General features: G+C 62.8%; 16 protein-coding genes. 5 read left to right on the top strand and 11 right to left on the bottom strand.

Features of this window, described 5'->3' with window-relative positions:
* Positions 1 to 18: 18 nt before the first annotated feature.
* From BMI85_RS16710 to BMI85_RS16685, 6 genes are all read right to left on the bottom strand, one after another.
* Positions 19 to 1,287: an AAA family ATPase gene (locus BMI85_RS16710; protein WP_078521890.1), complete on the bottom strand. Its 1,269-nt coding sequence runs from the start codon at positions 1,285 to 1,287 to the stop codon at positions 19 to 21.
* Positions 1,288 to 1,548: 261 nt separating this feature from the next.
* The gene (locus BMI85_RS16705; protein WP_078545228.1) at positions 1,549 to 2,178 is read right to left on the bottom strand and encodes an OmpA family protein; all 630 of its coding nucleotides are present in this window, start codon (positions 2,176 to 2,178) and stop codon (positions 1,549 to 1,551) included.
* Positions 2,179 to 2,195: 17 nt separating this feature from the next.
* Positions 2,196 to 3,587 carry a type II and III secretion system protein family protein gene (locus BMI85_RS16700; RefSeq protein WP_078545230.1) on the bottom strand — a complete coding sequence of 464 codons (1,392 nt, stop codon included), beginning with the start codon at positions 3,585 to 3,587 and terminating at the stop codon, positions 2,196 to 2,198.
* Positions 3,588 to 3,797: 210 nt separating this feature from the next.
* Entirely contained in the window at positions 3,798 to 4,667 is an 870-nt protein-coding gene (cpaB, locus tag BMI85_RS16695) for a Flp pilus assembly protein CpaB (RefSeq protein WP_078602077.1), read from the bottom strand.
* Positions 4,668 to 4,782: 115 nt separating this feature from the next.
* The gene (locus BMI85_RS16690) at positions 4,783 to 5,004 is read right to left on the bottom strand and encodes a hypothetical protein (protein ID WP_143595147.1); all 222 of its coding nucleotides are present in this window, start codon (positions 5,002 to 5,004) and stop codon (positions 4,783 to 4,785) included.
* Between the two features lie 194 nt (positions 5,005 to 5,198).
* Positions 5,199 to 5,468 carry a hypothetical protein gene (locus BMI85_RS16685; RefSeq protein ID WP_078602076.1) on the bottom strand — a complete coding sequence of 90 codons (270 nt, stop codon included), beginning with the start codon at positions 5,466 to 5,468 and terminating at the stop codon, positions 5,199 to 5,201.
* Positions 5,469 to 5,822: 354 nt separating this feature from the next.
* Here BMI85_RS16685 and BMI85_RS16680 point away from each other — a divergent pair, with 354 nt between their 5' ends.
* Positions 5,823 to 6,713 (top strand): lytic transglycosylase domain-containing protein, encoded by an 891-nt coding sequence (locus BMI85_RS16680; RefSeq protein ID WP_078602075.1) that lies wholly within the window; start codon positions 5,823 to 5,825, stop codon positions 6,711 to 6,713.
* A 36-nt stretch (positions 6,714 to 6,749) separates the two neighbouring features.
* Here BMI85_RS16680 and BMI85_RS16675 read toward each other — a convergent pair whose 3' ends face one another.
* From BMI85_RS16675 to tldD, 5 genes are all read right to left on the bottom strand, one after another.
* Positions 6,750 to 7,379, bottom strand: a complete 630-nt coding sequence (locus tag BMI85_RS16675; protein ID WP_078602074.1) for a CoA transferase subunit B — start codon at positions 7,377 to 7,379, stop codon at positions 6,750 to 6,752.
* Positions 7,380 to 7,382: 3 nt separating this feature from the next.
* Positions 7,383 to 8,087, bottom strand: coding sequence for a CoA transferase subunit A (locus BMI85_RS16670; RefSeq protein WP_078521876.1), 705 nt, complete (start codon positions 8,085 to 8,087; stop codon positions 7,383 to 7,385).
* Positions 8,088 to 8,323: 236 nt separating this feature from the next.
* Complete coding sequence (gene topA / locus BMI85_RS16665; protein WP_078602073.1) at positions 8,324 to 10,927, bottom strand: type I DNA topoisomerase; 2,604 nt, start codon at positions 10,925 to 10,927, stop codon at positions 8,324 to 8,326.
* Positions 10,928 to 11,029: 102 nt separating this feature from the next.
* On the bottom strand, positions 11,030 to 12,160 hold the full coding sequence (gene dprA, locus BMI85_RS16660; protein ID WP_078602072.1) for a DNA-processing protein DprA: 1,131 nt from the start codon (positions 12,158 to 12,160) through the stop codon (positions 11,030 to 11,032).
* Between the two features lie 195 nt (positions 12,161 to 12,355).
* On the bottom strand, positions 12,356 to 13,780 hold the full coding sequence (gene tldD, locus BMI85_RS16655) for a metalloprotease TldD (RefSeq protein WP_078540231.1): 1,425 nt from the start codon (positions 13,778 to 13,780) through the stop codon (positions 12,356 to 12,358).
* 168 nt (positions 13,781 to 13,948) lie between these two features.
* On the opposite strand from tldD, the gene coxB reads away from it, so the two are divergent.
* From coxB to BMI85_RS16635, 4 genes are read left to right on the top strand one after another with little or no spacing between them, the layout of a single operon-like run.
* On the top strand, positions 13,949 to 14,827 hold the full coding sequence (gene coxB / locus BMI85_RS16650; RefSeq protein WP_093476891.1) for a cytochrome c oxidase subunit II: 879 nt from the start codon (positions 13,949 to 13,951) through the stop codon (positions 14,825 to 14,827).
* A 34-nt stretch (positions 14,828 to 14,861) separates the two neighbouring features.
* Entirely contained in the window at positions 14,862 to 15,797 is a 936-nt protein-coding gene (gene cyoE, locus BMI85_RS16645) for a heme o synthase (protein WP_078545244.1), read from the top strand.
* A 3-nt stretch (positions 15,798 to 15,800) separates the two neighbouring features.
* A complete protein-coding gene (locus BMI85_RS16640; RefSeq protein WP_078540229.1) occupies positions 15,801 to 15,995 on the top strand; it encodes a hypothetical protein in 195 nt (64 codons plus the stop codon).
* Positions 15,992 to 16,585 carry a cytochrome c oxidase assembly protein gene (locus BMI85_RS16635; RefSeq protein ID WP_078521866.1) on the top strand — a complete coding sequence of 198 codons (594 nt, stop codon included), beginning with the start codon at positions 15,992 to 15,994 and terminating at the stop codon, positions 16,583 to 16,585. The genes BMI85_RS16640 and BMI85_RS16635 overlap by 4 nt, the downstream gene beginning before the upstream one ends.
* Positions 16,586 to 16,587 lie beyond the last annotated feature (2 nt).

Here is a 16,587-nt window from a genome sequence, read left to right as displayed (position 1 = left end):
TGGACGTGTCCTTTCGGGTCAGGCGGCCGCTTCGACGGCTTCGTTCAGCTCCACCAGCGAGCCGGCAAGCTTCTGGAATTCCTTGCGCAGCGGCACTTTCGGCGCCGAAAGCGCCAGCGGAAGCCCGTGGTCGTTGGCCTGCGTGATCTGTTTGCCGCCATCGCTCATCAGCAGTTCGAGCGAGATATCGAGGCTCTCGGCCAGTCGCTTCACGCGGGCCTTGCCGTTCAGATCGGTGAATTTCGGCGCGCGGTTGAGCACGTAGCGCAGCTTCTCGGTCGGCAGCCCTTCGGATTTCAGTGCGCGCTGCATCCGCAGCACGTTTTGGGCCGAGCGCATGTCCAGTTCGATGAGCGCGAAGTAGAGATGCGCCTTGTTCAGCACCGTCTCGGTCCAGCTGACCACGGTCGAGGGCATGTCGATCACGACGAAATCGTAATGCGCGCGCGCCATGTCGATCAGGCGCTCCAGATCCTCGCCGCTCAGCAGATCGAGCGGCAGCATGTCGGTCGGCGCGGTCAGCACATCGAGCTTGTCGTTGAAGCTGAGCATCGCCTGCCGGAAGGTTTCCTTATCCATATGCTCGGTATCGGCGAGCATCTCGTAGATCACCTCGCGACGCGGCAGGTCGAGATAGGTCGCCGCAGCGCCGAATTGCAGGTCGAGATCGAGCAGGCAGACCTTCGGCGAGGTCGACGGCGCTTTCTTCTTCTTTTTGCCGTCGTGGATCGTCGCCATTTCCCAGGCGAGGTTCATCGCGAAGGTGCTCGCGCCGACACCGCCCGAAAGGCCGTGGACCGGAAGAACGACACCATCATGGTTGCCGGTCGCCGCAAAGGTCGGGGCGTGCATTGGGGTCGACATCTCGGGCGGCGGTGCAGCTTGGCCCAGACGCTCGATCGCGTCATGGAGCGCGCCTTCGGGAAGCGGGTAGGGGACGAAATCATCGGCCCCGAGGCGCAGCAGCTGATGCAGCGCGATCGGGCTGACCTCGTCGGCGATCAGGATGACGCGAATATTTCGGTCCTTGGCCTCGGTGATGATGCCGGAGATCTTGGTCAGCTCATCCTCGTCTTCGCCGTCCACGGCGATCGCGATGAACTCGAGCTGCTCCGCATCGGGTTGGCTCAGGAAGATTGCCGCTTCGTCAAAGGTAAGATCGCCCCAGCTTTCACCAAGCTCGGTCTCCATATCCTCGATCAACAGGTCGAAATTCGACACATCGCGTGACACGGTGCACGCCTGAATCGGGGCCGGCTCCGAAGTCATGATAGCTGCTGCAGTCATTGCCTCTGTCCTCTTTTTCGTGACCCGCGGCGGGGTTCGGTTAACTCTGTTGCTACGCCGCAGACCGGACGCGACTCGCTGGACGCGCCTATTCCGTCGAGGATCAATCTCGTTTCCAATCTGGGCGACATTGGGGCCAGACTGTTTCAATTGTGGGATAAAGAGAGACGATAAAGAAAAACGGCGGGCTTTGTTGAAAGCGCCCGCCGTTCGGTACTGTGTCGTCTCGCCGCAGCGAGACAAATAGGTGAATCCAGAGCCTTAGTTGCCTTCGCCCCCGGCGCTCGCCGAGGCGATGTAGTCGCGATAGATCACCGCCGCGTACTTGCCGTCGAGCAGCATCGGTTTGCCCTTGGTCACGAAACCCGAGACCTCGGTGACGGTGCGGCGATTCTGTTCGTTCGGAGCCTGCGTGTAGACCAGCGGATGCGTTTCGCCGTAGGACACGAGCGCCTCGAGCCGCGAGCGGGAGATGCCCTGCGCGACGAGGAAATTCACCACGGCCCGCGCGCGGCGCAGCCCCAGAGCCTTGTTATAAGCGTTGGAGCCGACAAGGTCGGTATGTCCGTAGACGCGGAAGCGCACTTCCGGGTTCTGCCGGATCCAGTTCGCCTGCATCAGCAGCGCATTGCGCGCCTGCGCATCGAGCACCGAAGAGTTAAAGGCGAAATGCACCGTGTTGGGCACGTCAGCGGCGAATTTGCGCGTCATGTTGATGACGTAGCTTTGGCTGCCGCTCATCATCGCCTGATTCTGCGCGATGGCGGAGCCGAAGCCCAGCGACCCTTCCGTGGTCGAGCCGACCTCCGAGTTGAAGGTCTTGGTGCCTTCCGAACAGCCAGCCAGCACAGCCATGGTGCCGACGGTGATCGCGAGAGTGCGTAGTTTCATGTTTCCAGCCATCTCGCTCACTCCATCACATAGCCATAGGAGCCGGAGAAGTCCTGCTTGGCGACTTCCGCGGCAGGGCCTTTTTGCGGCGCTTTGCCGCCCGAGGTTCTGCCGTTGAGGAACAGCTCGGACTCGGTTGGCGGCTTCAGGCGATCCGTCGGCAGCGCCAGCGTGTCACCCTTGACGGGCGAGACAAGATGCGGCGTCACGATGATCACCAGTTCGGATTGCTTGCGTTCGAATTCGGTCGAGCGGAACAGCGCGCCGAGCACCGGAACATCGCCGAGCCACGGGATCTGGCCCACGGAATCGTTGAAGTCGTCCTGAAGGAGGCCCGCGATCGCGAAGCTTTCGCCGTCGCGCATCTCGACCGTGGTCGAGGTCGAGCGTTTCTTGAAGGCGCTGACGTTGAACGTACCGCTCGTATAGCCGTTCGCCGTGTCGATCGAGGAGACCGAGGCGGCGATTTCGAGGTTGATCACGTCACCGTCCACCACGCGCGGCGTAAAGGACATCTCGACGCCGAAGGGTTTGTACTGGATCGAGACATCGCCGTTGTTGAGCACCGGGATCGGATATTCGCCACCGGCGAGGAAGTCTGCGGACTGGCCGGAAAGCGCCGTCAGGTTCGGTTCCGCGAGGGTGCGCACCACGCCTTTGTTTTCCAGCGCTTGGATGAGAACGCCCAGCTGGAACGTGCCGCGGCCGATGCCAATGCCGATCCCGTTGTCGTAGGTCTGCGCGGGTGCGGTTGCGGTGGTGGTCCTCGTGCCGCCGAAGCCCGCACCCGCGCCCAAGGTTCCGTTCGGCCCAACGCTGGCATTGATCGAGGAGCTGAGGCTTTTCGCGACCGAGCGCTGCATCTCTGCGAAGCGCACTTTCAGCATCACCTGCTGCGTACCGCCAACCATCATCAGGTTCGACACCCGGTCCGGCGCGTAGCGATTGGCCAGTTCCAGCGCGCGGCTGAGTTTCTGCGCCGAGGAGACCGTACCCGAAAGGACGATCCCGTCATTCGCAGTGCGGACCTGGATGTTCTCGCCCGGCAGAATCTGTTTGAGGCGTTCCTTGAACTCCGCGAGGTCCGGGGTCACCTGAACGTCGACATTCGAAACCAGCTTGCCATCGGCACCAAGGATCGTCAGCGTCGTCCGGCCCGGCACCTTGCCCAGCACGTAGATCGAGCGATCCGAAAGGGTCTGGATGTCCGCGATGCCGGGATTGGCGATCGAGAGTTCCGAAAACGGCGTGTCACTTTCCACGACCACCGCGCGGTTCAACGGAACCGTCAGCGGAGCTTGAGTTGCCCCGGACAGAATCCGCAACGTGTCTGCTTGCGCCGGGCTCATTACCGCGACGCTCAGCGCCATGCCGCATAGGCAGGCCTGCATTAAGGTTTTCAATTTCATCTGTGACCCTGCCTCTCCGATCACGCCACTCGCAAATCTTTTGTCTGCTTAGGGACTGTTTTGGTCCGTTATTGCAAAGGAGAATGCGCCAAGACCTGTTTTTTTGCAAGAATCAATGGATTGAGCGCCGTTCTTGATGTGGATAAACGGTCACATGTAAAAGCGGGGCCCCGAAGGACCCCGCGCAAATGACTGATATTTGTCATTTATTTAGTTGGTGCAGGGGATCGGCGTCTCGATGACTTCCGTGCCCTTGCGGGTCTTGATCGTGCAGACCTCAGCCTTCTCGACCTTTTTGACCTCGTCTTTCTGGATGCCAAGCAGCTCGTCACGGTTGATTTCGATCTGGCCAAGCTGTGCGCTGTTGTCGAGGCCGACGAGCGAGAGGGTCAGGCGCCCGGTGTTCTGCGCGAGTGTCAGGGCCGCGACCTGCTCGGGGCTGACTTCGGCGGTGACCGAGCGGGCGATTTGGGTGGCTTTCGTGCGGTCAGGATCGGTGCTCTGATCGATCGCGATCAGTTTAAGGTTGCGGTCGATCAGCTTGGTCACCGGCTCACTGCCGATCTGGCCGGACCAATAGACATCGACCAGATCGCCCGGGCGCAGGAAGCCCGAGACAGCCGAGGTCGAGGACACCTGGATCGTAAAGGCGCGGCGTCCGTCAGGAAGGCTCGCCATGATACCGGCATTCTGACCGGGTTGCGTCACGCGCGAGGCCAGAAGTACTTCGCCGGGTGTCAGTGCGCGCATCGACGCGCGTTCGCGGGTGTCACCTTCGAAGAACGCGGCACGTGCTGCTTCCGGCGTGCCTTCCTTTGCCGCGATGACGGTGAAGGCATTTTGCGGGACCGCATTGGCCTGCATCTTGATCACGGCCAGATCCTTCGGTCCGAATTGCTCGCCGTATCTCAGCGGCTTGCGGACCACGACTACATCGGCAAGTTTCGGCGCGTCTTTTTGAAGCGCGGCCAGCTGATCGCGTTCGGCTTGAAACTGTGCAATTTGCCCCCGCGCCATCATGACTGCCACTCCCGCGAGGCCGACGCCTGCGACAAGGAAGAGAACAAAGATCAGTCGCATTGGTTCATCCTTCTGTTTTCTGAACGGCGACAATACCGCGACGAGAGTCGTTTAATTGCAGAGAAAAATGGCGAAACGTTGTCGTATGAACGGTCTCGGCGTGGAATTAGCCGGCCTAGCCGTCGCTGAGTTCTTCAACCGCGAAGGCCGGGACGACCTCTTGCTCGTCGATGAATTTCGAGATTTTGCCGGATGCGCCGGCGGTCTCCTGCCAAATCAATGCAGTCGCCATGAAGCCCAGGGCAACGAGAGACGATGTTAGCACGACCCAATCGATCGTGACCGCGCCGTCTTCGTCGCGCAGCATGGGCTTTAATTTCCAAAACCGGTTGCTCATGTAATCCCCTCTCTGCGTGCTAAGAGCGTTGCGTTCAAATGGGTACCCAAACGTCATGTCCGAATTGCGGCGGCCGGAGGGATTTTTCACGAACGCGTCAGCGACGCACCCGCGTGCCCCCGAAGCATTGGGCTCTTTCGAAATGCAACGGGCCGCTCGAAGGCGGCCCGTAACGTCAATCTCAAGTCTGGCGATTAGCCGCCGGTCGAGTCGGTCGTGGTGGTGGTCGGCAGGAAGCCATCCGCCATGCCGCCGGACACTTCGCTACCGTCGAACGACTGGGTGACTTCCGCGCCGTCGAGGTATTGGGCGATTTTGCCCGACAGGCCAGCGGTCTGGGTGCGGACCAGGGCCAGCGCAGCAGCGCCGAGGCCGACGACAGCAGCGGTCAGCACAACCCAGTCAACGGTCACAGCGCCGTCTTCTTCGTCGTGGAACTTCTTGATTTTGAAAAACTTCATCATGGTGTCTCTCCTAAGGTTTGTCTCTGCCCCGCGGTCTCGGTTGGCGTCCGTGCCGGTTTCCGTCTCGCGGTATGGGGACATATGGCCCCCGGAACGTGGCGCGATTTGGGCGCATCGCAGGCGATTTCGCGAAAATGAAAATCCTGCCTGACGAAGGCGCTAAGTCATTGTTAATTAAAGAAACAAAAAACTGAATTTTTGTGAGATTTGCATTTTGCGTCCGAGTTTCGGCCGTCAAACCACGATTCGTCGGCCTGAAAACGGCGGATTTTCTGGAATTTTTCCGGGTTTTCGGGGATAGTCGGGCCAAAGCGGCCCTCGAGAGCCGCGCGAGGCAGTGAGCAGGTGGCGCAGATGCGCAAGGTTTTCGCAGGGATTCTCTGCAGTGCGATGGTGGCCGTGGTCGCGCCCGTGGGGGCCGAGCCTGCAGCCCCCGTCTTCAAGAGCGTGAAGCCCAAGACGGTCAAGCCGCCTGCGCCGGGCACCAAGCGCTTCATCACGATCCAGATCGATCCCGAGGAACAGAAGCGCCAGCTTGCCGCGATGGCCAAGCAGCCTTGGGAGCCGGAAACAGCGCCTGCCAAAGAGGACAGCGCGACGGGCGATGCTCCGGCCTCTACGCCCACGCCGCGCGCGCCTGCGCATTATGCTTGGTATTGGAAGAAGGTCTCGCCGCGCCTTGGAGAGCGGGCGGGGCGGTTCGATCAGGCGATCTCCGCGCTGTCGCAGGGGCCGAAAGGCACGCGGGTGCGCGAGCCGCGGCTCAACGATCTGGCGAAGATCGCGCGCGCTCATGGCACCGATATTCTGCGCTCCACCATCGGGACAGAGGTCTCGCCTGCGCTGGTGCTGGCGATGATTGCGGTGGAATCGGGCGGACGGCATGACGTGCAAAGCCATGCAGGGGCCGTGGGGCTGATGCAGCTGATCCCGGCCACCGCCGAGCGGTTCGACGTCGAAGACAGCAAGGACCCCGCGCAGAACATCGCGGGCGGGGTGAGCTATCTCGACTGGCTGATGAAGGAATTCGACCGCGATCCGCTGATGGTGATCGCGGCCTATAATGCGGGCGAGAACGCGGTGAAGCGCAATGACGGTGTGCCGCCCTATGCGGAGACGCGCGACTATGTGCCTAAGGTGCTGGCGGCGTGGAACGTGGCGCGGGGGCTCTGTGCGACGCGTCCGCAGCTTGTGAGCGACGGCTGCGTTTTCCAGGTCACCCAAATGGCAAAGAGCGACCCCTGAGGGCCGCTCTTCACGTCTCTAGCCTACATAGGGCGATCAGTTGATGATCGTCGCCTCGGTCGCGGCACGGATCTCGTCCTCGGTGACGCCCTCGGCGCATTCGACGATCTTCAGCCCGCCCTCGACCACATCGAGCACACCGAGATTGGTGATGATGCGGTTGACGACGCCGGTGCCGGTCAGCGGCAGGGTGCATTCCTTCAGCAGCTTGCTGTCGCCATGCTTGTTGGTGTGGTCCATCACGACGATGACGCGCTTCACGCCCGCCACGAGGTCCATCGCGCCGCCCATGCCCTTCACCAGCTTGCCGGGGATCATCCAGTTCGCCAGATCGCCATTCTCGGCCACTTCCATCGCGCCGAGGATCGCCATTGCGATCTTGCCGCCGCGGATCATGCCGAAGCTCATCGAGCTGTCGAAATAGACCGTGTTGGGCAGTTCGGTGATCGTCTGCTTGCCAGCGTTGATCAGGTCGGGATCCTCTTCGCCCTCATAGGGGAAGGGGCCCATGCCGAGCATACCGTTCTCCGATTGCAGCGTGACGTGCACGCCCTCGGGGATGAAGTTCGGGACCAGCGTCGGGATGCCGATGCCGAGGTTTACATAGGTGCCGTCTTCAAGCTCCTGCGCCGCGCGGGCGGCCATCTGATTTCTATCCCATGCCATGGGTCAGGCCTCCTTCTTTTCGCGGGTGGTGACTTTCTCGATGCGCTTCTCGTGCTCGCCCTGAATCAGGCGGTGCACGTAGATGCCGGGCAGGTGGATACAGTCGGGGTCGAGCGAGCCCACGGGCACGATCTCTTCGACTTCCATCACGCAGACCTTGCCGCACATCGCCGCCGGCGGATTGAAGTTGCGCGCCGTCTTGCGGAAGATCGCATTGCCGGTCTCGTCGGCTTTCCACGCCTTCACGATGGAGACGTCGGCGAAGATGCCCTCTTCGAGGATGTAGTGCTCGCCGTTGAACACCTTCACCTCTTTACCCTCGGCGATCTGCGTGCCGTAGCCGGTCTTGGTGTAGAAGCCGGGGATGCCGTGGCCGGCGGCGCGCATGCGCTCTGCCAGCGTGCCCTGCGGGTTGAATTCCAGCTCGAGTTCGCCGCTCAGATACTGGCGCATGAATTCCGCGTTCTCGCCCACGTAGGACGACATCATCTTCTTGATCTGCTTGGTATCGAGCAGCTTGCCGAGGCCAAACCCGTCCACGCCGCAGTTGTTCGACGCGACCGTAATGTCCTTGACCTTGCTCTCGACCAGCGCGTCGATCAGCATTTCGGGGATGCCGCAAAGCCCGAAGCCCCCGGCCGCGATCAGCATTCCGTCGAAAAGAAGCCCGTCCAGGGCCTCTTCCGCGGAACCGTAAATCTTGTTCATGGATATCCTCCGCTCATGTGCGCGTGAAGATGACGCCGGGGCGGGGGGGAGTCAATTGCTGCGATGCGGCGAAGGCTAGTGCCAGAATCAACTTCACGCGTAAATAGACCGGGGGAGGGGCTCTGCCCCCGTCGCCGTAGGGCGACAAGGCTTAAGTGAGAGGGGGCTCCACCCCCGCTCGCGATGCGAGCTCCCCCGGGATATTTTTTTCCAAGAGGAAGGGGCGCGCGGGCGCCTCACTCCTCGTCGGTCTTCTTGGTCGCCGTCTTTTTCGCCGCGGGTTTCTTGGCGGCGGTCTTCTTGGCGGCCGGTTTCTTTGCAGCGGGCTTTTTCGCGGCCGTCTTCTTCGGCGCGGCTTTCTTCTTCGTGCCGCCCTTCTTCGCCGCTTTCGCCTCGATCAGCGGAAGCGCGTCTTCGAGCGTGACGGATTCCGGTTCCAGCTCTTTCGGCAGGGTCGCGTTGATCTTGCCCCATTTGACGTAAGGCCCGTAGCGCCCCGGCATGACCGCGATCGGGCCGCCCTCGGGGTGTTCGCCCAGCTCCTTGAGCGGCTTCGCAGCCGCGCCGCGCCCGCCTTTGGCAGCCTTCTGGGCGATCACTTCCACGGCGCGGTTCATGCCGATGGTGAAGACTTCGTCGACCTCGGGCAGGTTCGCGTAGATCCGGCCCTTCTTGACGTAGGGCCCGTAGCGCCCGATCCCGGCTTCGACCAGCTCGCCATCTTCCGGGTGCGGGCCGATCTCGCGCGGCAGGCTCAAGAGCAGCAGCGCTTTCTCGAGGTCGATCTCTTCGGGCTTCCAGCCCTTGGGCAGCGAGGCCCGCGGCGGCTTGGGCACATCCTCGGTCGGCTCGCCCTTCTGGACGTAGGGGCCGAAACGACCGACGCGCAGCGTGATCGCCTGATCCTCGTCATAGCCCAGTACCTTGCCGTCGAGTGCCTGCACCTCGTCATCGCCATCGGGCGCGGAGAGGGGCCGGGTGAAGCGGCATTCGGGGTAGTTGCCGCAGCCGATGAAGGCCCCGCCGGAGCGCGCGGTCTTCAGGTGCAGCTTGCCACTGCCGCAAAGCGGGCAGATGCGCGGGTCGGACCCGTCGGGACGCGGCGGATAGAGATGAGGGCTGAGCACCTCGTCGATCTTGTCGAGCACTTCCGAGATACGCAGCTCCGACGTCTCTTCCAGAGCCGCCGAGAAATCGCGCCAGAACCGCTTGAGCACTTCCTTATAGTCGCGATCGCCGGCCGAGATATCGTCGAGCTGGTCTTCCAGATCGGCGGTGAAATCGTATTCGACGTAGCGCTTGAAGTAATTCGACAGGAAGGCCGTCACCAGCCGCCCGGTATCCTCGGGCATAAGGCGGTTCTTGTCCTTGCGCACATAGCCGCGGTCCTGAATCGTCGTGACGATCGAGGCATAGGTGGACGGGCGCCCGATGCCGAGCTCTTCCATCCGCTTGACCAGCGTCGCCTCGGTGTAGCGCGGCGGCGGTTGGGTGAAGTGCTGCTCGGGCGTGATGTCGCCCTTCTTGGCCTCTTCGCCCTCGTGAATCTGCGGCAGGCGGTTGCTGTCTTCGCCCTCGTCATCGTCGCGGCCCTGATCGTAGACTTTCAGGAAGCCGTCGAACACGACGACGGAGCCGGTCGCGCGCAGCTCGACCTGCTCGTCGCCGGAGCCGACGAGAACGGTCGTACGCTCGAACCGGGCCGCTTCCATCTGCGACGCGATCGTGCGCTTCCAGATCAGATCATACAGCTTCCACTGATCGTCGGAGAGCTTCAGCTTGTCGGGCGATTTCGACATATCCGTCGGGCGGATACATTCGTGCGCTTCTTGCGCGTTCTTCGCCTTGTTCTTGTACATCCGCGGGGACTTCGGAACGTAGCTGTCGCCGAACTTGTCCTTGATCGCATCGCGGGCCTGCATCACGGCCTCGGGGGCCATGTCGATGCCGTCGGTCCGCATATAGGTGATGTGACCCGCTTCATAGAGACGCTGCGCCGCCGACATCGTGGCCCGCGCGCCGAAGCCGAACTTGCGGCTGGCTTCCTGCTGCAGCGTCGAGGTCATGAAGGGCGGATAGGGGTTGCGGTTGGCGGGTTTCGCCTCGACCGAGGTCACGCTGAGATCGCGCGACGTGATCGCCTGCACCGCCATCTCGGCCGCGGTCTCGTTCTCGAGGTCGTATTTCTCGAGCTTCTTGCCGCCCAGAACCGACAGGCGCGCCTCGTATTCCTGACCGCGCGGCGTCGTCAGGATCACCTTCACCGTCCAGTATTCGCGCGGCTTAAAGGCTTCGATCTCCATCTCGCGCTCGACGATGAGACGCAGGCAGACGGACTGCACGCGGCCCGCCGATTTCGCGCCGGGCAGCTTGCGCCACAGGACCGGCGAGAGGTTGAAGCCCACGAGGTAGTCGAGCGCGCGGCGGGCCAGATAGGCCTCGACCAGCGGCGCATCGACATCGCGCGGATGCTTCATCGCCTCGAGGATTGCGGTCTTGGTGATCGCGTTGAAGGTGACGCGCGAGACGTTCTTGCCCTTGAGCTTCTTCTCCAGCGCTTCCTGCAGGTGCCACGAGATCGCTTCGCCTTCGCGATCGGGGTCTGTTGCGAGGATCAGTGTGTCGTCATCTTTCAGCGCGTCGGTGATCGCCTTGATGTGCTTTTTCGAGTCGCTCGCGACTTCCCATTTCATCTCGAAATCGTGCTCGGGATCGACCGAGCCATCCTTCGGAGGCAGGTCACGGACGTGGCCGAAGGAGGCGAGCACGGTGTAGTCAGACCCTAGATACTTGTTGATCGTCTTGGCCTTGGCAGGGGATTCGACGACAACAACAGCCATAAGGTCCTCACTATTCAGTGCAAAAAGGGTCTGGGCGCGGAACATGTGGGCGTTTGGGGCGAATTGTCAATGCGTCCTGACCCTGAGGTAATCCCTTCCCCCTTAGAGCGGACGACTGATTAGGCCGCCCCGATGCCGCTCTATCCGGCCTTCGATTTCGAGCGCAGTGAGGGCTTGCGAGAAGGCCGCCGCAGCCACGTCGAGATCGCGGATCACCTGATCCTCGGCGGTGGGGGAGGGGCCGAGACGTTCGAGGATCTTCGCGCCGAGATCGCCGCTTTTCACGGCGCGGCGCGTTGGCGGAGGGTTTGGCGCAGGGCGCGGTTCGGGTGGCGCCGCGCGGGCGTCTAGCGCGGCCAGCACATCCTCGGACCCGCGCACCAAGGTCGCCCCGTCGCGGATCAGCGCATTGCAGCCGCCTGCGCGCCCGTCCATCGGATGGCCCGGCACGGCCATGACCTCCCGCCCCTGATCGAGGGCGTCGCGTGCGGTGATCAGGCTGCCCGATTTCAGCGCCGCCTCGACCACGACGACGCCTGCGCTTAGCCCTGAGATGATCCGGTTGCGCGCAGGGAAGTGGCGCGCCTGCGGCTGGGTGCCGGGCGGAGCTTCGGTCAGCCGCAGCCCGGTCTCGGCCATTTGCCGGGCAAGCGCCGTATTCTCCTGCGGATAGATCACATCGATTCCGCCCGCCTGCACCGCGATTGTCCCCGTGGGCAGGGCGGCCTCATGGGCGGCGGCGTCGATCCCGCGCGCCAGCCCGGAGACGGCGCAGATGCCCGCCGCGCCCAGACCTTCGCTCAGCCGCTTCGCCATGCGCAGCCCCAGCGAAGAGGCATTGCGCGCGCCGACCAGCGCGATCATCGGGCGGGTGAGCAATTCCAGCTGACCGAGCGCCCAGAGCACGGGCGGCGCGTCGTCAATCTCCGCAAGGGCGGCGGGATAGCCCGGCCCGCCATGGATCAACAGCCGCGCGCCGGCCGCCTTGCCCGCCTTGATCTCGGCGTGTGCCTGTTTCTCGGGGCAGGGGATGTAATCGGCGACGCCCGCCGCGCGGGCGACTTCGGGCAGAGCCGCGAGCGCTGCCGCCGCGGAGCCATGTTCACCGATCAATCTGTGGAAGGTTGTGGGCCCGACACGTCGGGAACGAATGAGGCGAAGAACCGGCAGTTCATCTTCTTCCGTGGTGGGTGGGGTGAAGGGGGTGGGGTAAGAAAACAAATCTGTTTCCATCCGACCCTCCGCCTCAATCGCTTACCCTTTCTGCCGCGTTATTCTTAATAACTCGTTACCAAACCCCGTATCGCGACGGGTTTGGGATAAATTTTTCACGTTTTGGTTGCAGATTTTCGGCGCCACGATTTGCAGCTTAGGGCCGCGGGGGCGGTCTGGCCGGATCATCTCCCCCCACGCCCGCCGGCGAATCGTCTACGCGGCCGAGCCGCCCACGGTCAGGCCGCCGATCATCAGGGTCGGCTGACCGACACCCACCGGCACCCATTGGCCCGCCTTGCCGCAATTGCCGATGCCGGGATCGAGCGCGAGGTCGTTGCCGATGGCGCGGATATGCTGCATCGCGGTCGGCCCGTCGCCGATCAGGGTCGCTCCGCGCACCGGTGCGCCGACGACGCCGTTCTTCACGCGATAGGCTTCGGTGCAGTTGAAGACGAACTTGCCATTGGTGATATCGACCTGACCGCCGCCGAAGCCGACCGCATAGATGCCGTCCTTCAGATCGGCGAGAATTTCGCCCGGATCGGCATCGCCACCCAGCATATAGGTGTTGGTCATGCGCGGCATCGGGGCATGGGCAAAGCTCTCGCGCCGCCCGTTGCCGGTAGCCTCCACGCCCATCAGGCGCGCGTTCTGGCGGTCCTGCATGTAGCCCACGAGCACGCCATCCTCGATCAGCACGTTCTTGCCCGAGGGGGTGCCCTCGTCGTCGATCGTGATCGAACCGCGCCGGTCGGGGATCGTGCCATCATCGAGCACGGTCACGCCTTTCGCCGCCACCTGCTGACCCATCAGCCCGGCGAAGGCCGAGGATTTCTTGCGGTTGAAGTCGCCTTCCAGACCATGGCCCACCGCCTCGTGCAGCAACACGCCCGGCCAGCCCGGGCCAAGCACCACATCCATCACACCCGCAGGCGCGGGCTCGGCGCGCAGGTTCACCAGCGCGATGCGCAGCGCCTCGCGCGCGACCGGCTGCCAATGCGCGGGCTCAATCAGGCCCGACAGGCCGAACCGCCCGCCGCCGCCATGGCCGCCGGATTCGCGGCGTCCGTTCTCTTCCACGATGACCGAGATGTTGATCCGTGCCATCGGGCGGATATCCGAGACCAGCCCACCCTCGGGGCGCAGGATGAACACTTCCTGTAGGCTCGCCGCCATCGAGGCCGAGACCTGCACGACGCGCGGGTCGAGGTCGCGGGCGAACGCGTCGATCTCGCGCAGGATGTCGATCTTCGCGGCGAAGGGCGTGTCCGAGACGGGATCGGTATCACTATAAAGATGCAGGTTCGTGCCCTTGGGCGGGGGCGCCATCGTGCCGCCGCCATCGCCTACGGCGAGGCGCGCGGTCTCTGTCGCCCGCTTCAGCGCGGCTTCGGAAATCTCGGTCGAATGGGCATAGCCCGCCACATCGCCCTTCACCGCGCGCAGGCCGAATCCTTCGGAGGCGTCGTAAGAGGCGGTTTTCACCCGGCCATCGTCGAAGACCAGCGCCTCGGACCGGCGCTGTTCGAGAAACAGCTCGCCATCCTCGGCCCCTGCGGTCGCTTCACGCAGCAGATGCAGCGCGCGATCCTGGTCGAGCTTGTCCTCGAAAGGGGCGAAACGGTCGGGCTTGGTCATCTGGACTCCTGCTAAGGCGATCAATTTTGACAAAATGTCGCAGCTTTTGCTTGCGCCACCCTCCCAATATGATTTTAAAGTGAGAACACGCAACGGTGAACGGTTTGGGAGATCCGAACGCCGTCGGGCGGCAGGGAGAAACGCCGCCAAAAGGGAGACATGGGACTTATGCGCTTTGCAAGCAAGGGCCGCGGCATCGCGGCCGCTGTCACGTCGGCTGTTATGTTGACGCTCGTCGCCGGGCAGGCCTCGGCTCAGGACATGATCAAGGGGCTGCCGGTGATCGGTAAGCCGCATCTGGGCGGCACGGGGTTCCAGCCCGCGTCCTCGAACCTCGCGGAAGATCAGCAATGGCTCGACCATATGCTGCTGGTGATCATCGCTGCGATCTGCGTTTTCGTGTTCGCGCTGATCATCTACGCGATCCTGCGCTTCAACAGCCGCGCAAATCCGACGCCGCGCAGCTTCACGCATAACACGCCGCTCGAGATCACCTGGACCTTCGTGCCGATCGTGATTCTCGTGGCGATCGGGGCCTTCTCGCTGCCCGCGCTGTGGAATCAGCAGGAAATCCCGGAAGGCGACATCACCGTGAAGGTGACCGGCTACCAGTGGTACTGGGGCTACGAATACCCCGATGAGGGCGTGGCGTTCGATTCGCTGATGCTGGCGAAAGACGAGCTCGCAGATCATGGCTATGCGCCCGACGAATATCTGCTGGCCGCCGACAACGCGATGGTGGTGCCCGCGGGCAAGACGATCGTCGTGCAAGTCACTGGCGCAGACGTGATTCACAGCTGGACCGTGCCCGCCTTCGCCGTGAAGCAGGACGCCGTGCCGGGCCGGATCGCGCAATTGTGGTTTAAGGCCGATCAAGAAGGTGTGTATTTCGGCCAGTGTTCGGAGCTTTGCGGCACCAATCACGCTTACATGCCCATCGTGGTCAAAGTTGTCTCACCGGAAGTTTACGCTAACTGGCTTGAGCGTGCGAAGAATGACTTCGCCTCGGTCGAGACGGATGGCGCGGTTCGGGTCGCACAGAACTGAATTCATTGTGCGATAACACCCGAGGGACGCTTTCATGAGTGACATCAGCTATATCCGCCAACAGGACAACGAGGCGCGGTTCGGCGACTACATCGCGCTTCTGAAGCCGCGCGTGATGTCGCTGGTGGTCTTCACCGCCTTCGTCGGCCTCGTGGTTGCGCCGAATCCGGTGCATCCCTTCGTTGGCTTCGTCGCGATCCTGTTCATCGCGCTAGGCGGCGGTGCCTCGGGCGCGCTGAACATGTGGTATGACGCGGATATCGACCGCATCATGCGCCGCACCCGGAACCGTCCGATCCCGGCGGGCCGCATCTCGGAGCGCGAGGCGCTGGGCTTCGGCCTCGCGCTGTCGGGTATCTCCTGCGTGATGCTGGCGCTGGCCACGAATATCTTCTCGGGCCTGTTCCTCGCCTTCACCATCTTCTTCTACGTCGTCGTCTACACGATGTGGCTCAAGCGCGCGACGCCGCAGAACATCGTGATCGGCGGCGCGGCGGGCGCCTTCCCTCCGATGATCGGCTGGGCCGTGTCGACGGGCGGCATCTCGATCGAATCCGTGGCGATGTTCCTGCTGGTCTTCCTCTGGACGCCGCCGCATTTCTGGTCGCTCGCGCTGTTCATGAAGGCCGATTACGACGAGGCGAAAGTGCCGATGCTGACCTCGACCCATGGTCGTCTGGTCACGCGCAAGAACATCCTGTTCTACGCTTTCATCCTCGCTCCCATCGCGGTCGGCACGGGTTTCACCTCGATCGGTGGCCCGGTCTATTTCGCGACGGCGCTGATCATGAATGCGCTGTTCATCAAGGGCGCGATCGACATCCACGCCCGCACCGAAGCGCAGGCGGAGGCCGACAAATACGCGGTCGAGAAGCGCTTCTTCTATTTCTCGCTCATCTACCTCTTCGCGCATTTCGCGGCTTTGCTGGCCGAAGCGGGGCTGAGCTATATCGGTTTGGGAGTCTGGTAAGCGATGGCAATCACCCGGGACAGTGACCTTCATATCCGTCGGTTCTCGCGCAATGCGGGGCTGGGCGCGGTTCTTCTCGGGTTTGTCGCAATCGTCTTCGGTCTGACCGTGGTCAAGGTCGAGAACGGCTCGAAGATGGAAGCCTACGACCACCAGCCGCGCGCCTCCGTGCTGCCGGCGGAAGGGGCTTCGCAATGACCCAACGCCCCGCAGATCGGTCGAACACGCGCGTGCTGCTCTCGCTGCTCGCGGTGATCGTCGTGATGGGGGCAGGGGCCTGGGCTGCGGTGCCGTTCTACAACTGGTTCTGCAAGACGACCGGCTATGGCGGTACGACCAACACCGCCGAGGTGCTGCCCGACAAAGTGCTCGACCGCGAGATCCTCGTGCGTTTCGACGCCAATGTCGCGCGCGGCATGCCGTGGGAGTTCAAGCCGGTCCAGACCGAGATGAAACTGAAGATCGGGCAGAACGGGCTCGCCTTCTACGAGGCCTACAACCCGACCGATCATCCGATCGCGGGCACGGCGAGCTACAATGTCTCGCCCGACGTGGCTGGCTACTATTTCGACAAGATCCAGTGTTTCTGCTTCACCGAACAGGTGCTGCAACCCGGGGAGAGGGTGCAGATGCCGGTGAGCTTCTTCGTCGATCCCGACATCGTCGAGGATGCCGATGCGAAGCGGATTCACGCGATCACGTTGAGCTATACTTTCTATGAAACCGACCTTCCCGAGCCGGAGGAAACTGCCTCGGTCCGTCAAAGGGAGACGGAGACGGTCAACTAGCC

This window comes from Thioclava sp. DLFJ4-1 (assembly GCF_002020145.1).
Taxonomy (GTDB): domain Bacteria; phylum Pseudomonadota; class Alphaproteobacteria; order Rhodobacterales; family Rhodobacteraceae; genus Thioclava; species Thioclava sediminum.
This window is presented reverse-complemented; position numbering and strand designations above follow the sequence as displayed.